Here is a 4,250-nt window from a genome sequence, read left to right on the forward strand (position 1 = left end):
ATCATATAGCGGAGGGCGAAAAATTTTGGCTCTTATCATACTTTTAACCATTTACAAAACCGGGATGCTCCCGTTTGGTTTTTCCTCATTGAGATAACGATAATGTTTCCAAACTTTCCAATAAGGACTACCCGATTTAATTGGTATCCCAGCCCAGTGAAGATATTTTAACCTTTTGCCTTTGTCATAAAGAACATAATCTATTTCTTGAAAATGTTTAGAACCCGCCCAGCTTCCCGGTTCGCTTGGTGAATCTTTAACAAGATTGCAGCGTTTGGGAATCAGTTTAAGAATGATATAATTTAATATAGGTTGGTCTGTGACATTTTGAGTAAAGTCAAAATATTCTCGATGCTGCGAACATTCTTGCAAAATTTCATACATTTGCGATTCTGTAATCGTTCCTTTTCGGGAAGCCCAAAAACCGCTGTTGAATACATCTTGAAGCTGTGAGTCTGTAAAGATATTCTGTTCTTTTACAAGTGGTGAAAATACATTTCGCAGTTTTTCGCTGAGGTGGTGATAGTCGCAGCAAAAAAAGTCTACTTCTGATAGTTTGTTTAAGTTGTCTGCGATGTCTTCAAAGACGATGATATCGGTATCGATGTACAGAAATTCGTCAAGGGGGCCAAACCAAACGGCGAGTTTTCGCATTTTGTTGGGGAGGGCTAAAAAGTTGCGATCGAACATTTGGCCAATTTCTCTGGTAAACTGTTCGACAAACTCCAGATTTGGGAACAATTGTACCCCGTGGAGACTGCTGAGTGCGGCTGCGACTTGCTGATAATTGTCGTCGAAGGGAATCAGAAAAACAGGTACTTGACAATTGTACAGACGTATGCTGTTTAGAAGGGCGATCGCACTTTCGATCACCTTATCATTCGCAACAATATAAATACCGCGATTCATACATTTATCCTCAACCTTCTCAATACCCTTTTTAACAAATTCGGCCCAGAAACCTCAGTATAAGACTTTAGCGGTTGGGCAAAAATCGGACGCTTGGAGGGTTCGCGGAGATAGCGGTAATGCAGAAACAAATCGCGATAGGGAAACTCAATATTTTCGCCCGCACAAACTCTCCGAATTAAATCCGGCGGCACACCAATATAATGAATGTAAGTAAGTCGGTTTCCCTTGTCGTACAAAATCCGATCTTGCTCTTCAAAATGTTGAGAAGTGACGCTGCACCCGGTTTTTTCGCCATCCGGGAGACTATAAGCAAAATTATAGCTATTCATCCCCGTTTTCATCACCATATAATTGAGCAACGGCTGTTCTCCCGCACCTTCATAAAGAATTTCCGCCTCGCCCGATTGCAGTTGAGCTAACAGCCATTCTCTAGTATCTTGCTCAAACAATCCTTGCTTGCTGGCGTAAAATCCCGAACAAAATATTTCCGAGTCGATCCGATTTTGCTCAAAAACTTCGAGGAGTTTTGGTGACTGAATATTGTATACTTTAGTTGGGGAGAGAAATTGAAAATCATAAACCACAAAATCCGATCCCTCTAATTTCTGAAACACGGCATCAAGGGAATTCATCACCAAAGTATCCGCATCCATATAGATAAACTTTTCAAACGGGCCGTCGAAAGCGCAAAAGCGCCGGTGTGCGCCGTAAAGCCGGAATTTTTTGCGGTTCAAACGCTCTGGTGCGGCTGCTTCCATGAATTTGTCCCATCGCTGAAGAGATGCGCTATCTTCATAAATAAAGACGTTGGGACGGTTAACAATTTCAGCTTGGATTTGCTCTATCTGGTCGTCGAAAGGATAAATACAGACAGGAGTATTTGAGCCTAAGATAATTTCAATACTGTTGAGCAAGGCAATTAGTTGGTCGTAAACTGTATCGTTGGCTAGCGTGCAAATTCCATTCATATCTAAGAGTCTCGCGAAGGCGGAATTTGTTTATATAGTTGCGGTTTCAACCGCCGAATCATTTAGTAAAATAATAGAGGAGGGCGATCGGGGAAGACTAAAGCATAGAACCGAAAACCAGAGCGACGCGAAAACCGATGTAATATTGGCGGTTGCCCGTCGAGTCCCTGACACGATAGGCACTGCGGCAACTGAACGCAGGGCTGTGCAAGGAACCACCACGCTGCATTCGGTATTCAGATGTGCCAGTTTCCCAGGAACTTCCGTCAGTTGGTGCCCCGTTATAGTTTTCGTGCCATCTATCACTGCACCACTCCCAAACCTGACCGTGGAGGTCGTAAAGTCCAAAGGCATTGGGGAGACAACCCCCGACATAAGTTGTGTGTCCGCGATATCGGACTAATTCCGGGGTAATAGTTTCCCCAAAATGAAATGGGGTTGTTGTACCCGCACGACAGGCATATTCCCATTCTGCTTCACTCAGGAGGCGATATTTTTTCCCGGTTTTTTGCGAGAGTTGGCCACAGAATTCGACGGCCATATCCCACGATACTTTTTCTACAGGACGTTTTTCACCTTGAAACCATGATAATGATGATGGGTTGTTTCCCATCACTGCTTGCCACTGTGCTTGGGTGAGAGGGTATTTGCCTGCAAAAAAAGCGGGTACAGTTACTTGATGCTGCGGACTTTCACAACTGTCTCTACCTTCTTCTGTTGCTGGCGAGCCCATCATAAATGTACCCCCGGGAATATAAACCATTTCCAGCACAACTTCGTTCCCTAAGTCTTCAGGAAAGAAATGAGCATAATGACGGCGACGACTGTTTTCTTTTCCTTTAGCATCAACTGTTATCACATCAAAGTTAAAAGTAGGCAAATATTTTTGTAACTGCTGTTTTATATTGGGTTCATCTCTATTCCTCAGCAGCGAATAGGCTGCAAACTTCACCAACATTGATTCATCTTGCAGCGCGCCAATTATTAAATCTAAACCTGCATCTCCATATTTGAGCGCTTCAGACAGTGCAGCAATCTTCACTTCGACAATCGGTGAAGCCAAACGACTCTTAACGCCGGGAATCCCGCCTAAAACAGCAGCACCGAGGGGGGGTGGATTTTGACCGCCGAGTACAGCATCGTATTCTCTGGGTTGATTTTGGTTTTCTGTCATGGCGCTATTTATTAAGATACAAAGTTAGACAGCCAATTGAGCAAGTTTAATTCATGGAGAATGATTTGTCTGGCTTCAGCAATTTTCTCCCTCGCTTCATGCCAATAATCCGCAGTAGCTACAACCTCTTTAATAAATTCTACTCCTTTCTCATCCAAACTCGGCAGCCTCAGAAAACTCCCCGCCGGCAACAATTTATCCACCGCCGCACCGCCGTAATAAATCGGCAAACACCAAGCTAATAAAGCATCCCAAAGCTTCTCGCTGACATACCAATCGTTTTCGGCATAATTTTCAATAGCTAAGTTGTAATAGTATGGTGCGACAGCGTGCCATTTATTGTTGACAGTCCCGTTCCCGCGCGCCCAAGTTGGCAAGTTTCGTCCGTAAAGGTCAAAATTTAATTCTCGTTCTTGCAGCAATTTGATAAAGTCTAATCTCTGGCGGTGATTGGCGCTGCGGCTAACACCTGAAGTAATCCAAGAACAGGATTTAGTTTTCGGCGTCGCAGGCATTTCATCGAGTTCTCGAAACGAGTTAGAGTGATACCAAATCGCGGGCATATAATTGGGGTTTGGTGCGAAGTCGTCTGGCCCGGAAACGTAACTGCAATAAAGTTTTGCTTGTTCGTAGTTGGCTTTGGTAATTTCAATAACTTCTGGTAATGGCGGTTCGCGGATCAGGTAAATAATCCGTTCCTTGGGGACACCGCGCAATTTTTCTTGAATGTCGTTTTCTGGGTTTTGATGCCTGTAGCGACGTATTTTATCGAGCCAGGATTTATTTTTTGCAGGTTTGGGAAAGTCGAATTGATACATGAGTAAAAAGTCTGGTTCTGGGTGGTTGGCGAGCATTTGAATGTTGCCCCAGTTGCCGAAGTTGTGGGGGGTTTGTTGCCACAGCCAGTCGCTTTGACTCATCCCTGGGTAGGTGGTGATTGTGCCGATGATTTTTTGGTTCATATCTAATAATAAATCTGGTTTTGCGTGTGGGCGGGGCGGGTTTATGAGATTGTTTGTTTTAGGCGATGATTGTTGGTAAAACCCGCCCCTACTGATAATAAATGTGGTTTTTGGGTTGGGCAGGGCGGGTTTATGAGATTGTTTATTTGAGGCGATGATTGTTGGTAAAACCCGCCCCTTGTATCTTAAAAGAGTGCGTCAGTCGATCGCCACGTCATTGATTCGATCATACCG

General features: G+C 44.0%; 4 protein-coding genes. All 4 read right to left on the reverse strand.

Annotation, left to right across the window (positions count from 1 at the left end; all coding sequences use genetic code 11):
- Window positions 1-51: 51 nt before the first annotated feature.
- The 4 genes from QUB26_RS31265 to QUB26_RS31280 all read right to left on the reverse strand — a co-directional run bounded on the left by QUB26_RS31265 (window position 52) and on the right by QUB26_RS31280 (window position 4,016).
- Window positions 52-909 carry an Npun_R2821/Npun_R2822 family protein gene (locus QUB26_RS31265; protein WP_333321176.1) on the reverse strand — a complete coding sequence of 286 codons (858 nt, stop codon included), beginning with the start codon at window positions 907-909 and terminating at the stop codon, window positions 52-54.
- Entirely contained in the window at window positions 906-1,880 is a 975-nt protein-coding gene (locus tag QUB26_RS31270) for an Npun_R2821/Npun_R2822 family protein (RefSeq protein ID WP_333321178.1), read from the reverse strand. The genes QUB26_RS31265 and QUB26_RS31270 overlap by 4 nt, the downstream gene beginning before the upstream one ends.
- Window positions 1,881-1,977: 97 nt before the next feature.
- Window positions 1,978-3,054 (reverse strand): formylglycine-generating enzyme family protein, encoded by a 1,077-nt coding sequence (locus tag QUB26_RS31275; protein WP_333245979.1) that lies wholly within the window; start codon window positions 3,052-3,054, stop codon window positions 1,978-1,980.
- Window positions 3,055-3,065: 11 nt separating this feature from the next.
- On the reverse strand, window positions 3,066-4,016 hold the full coding sequence (locus tag QUB26_RS31280) for a glycosyltransferase family 10 domain-containing protein (RefSeq protein WP_333245977.1): 951 nt from the start codon (window positions 4,014-4,016) through the stop codon (window positions 3,066-3,068).
- Between the last annotated feature and the right edge of the window lie 234 nt (window positions 4,017-4,250).

The organism is Microcoleus sp. B4-C1, assembly GCF_036705285.1.
Taxonomy (GTDB): Bacteria; Cyanobacteriota; Cyanobacteriia; order Cyanobacteriales; family Microcoleaceae; genus Microcoleus.

Excerpts from the sequence above, each read along its gene's own strand:
- QUB26_RS31265 (WP_333321176.1), bottom strand. The coding sequence starts at position 909 with ATGAATCGCGGTATTTATATTGTTGCGAATGATAAGGTGATCGAAAGT.
- QUB26_RS31270 (WP_333321178.1), bottom strand. The coding sequence starts at position 1,880 with ATGAATGGAATTTGCACGCTAGCCAACGATACAGTTTACGACCAACTA.
- QUB26_RS31275 (WP_333245979.1), bottom strand. The coding sequence starts at position 3,054 with ATGACAGAAAACCAAAATCAACCCAGAGAATACGATGCTGTACTCGGC.
- QUB26_RS31280 (WP_333245977.1), bottom strand. The coding sequence starts at position 4,016 with ATGAACCAAAAAATCATCGGCACAATCACCACCTACCCAGGGATGAGT.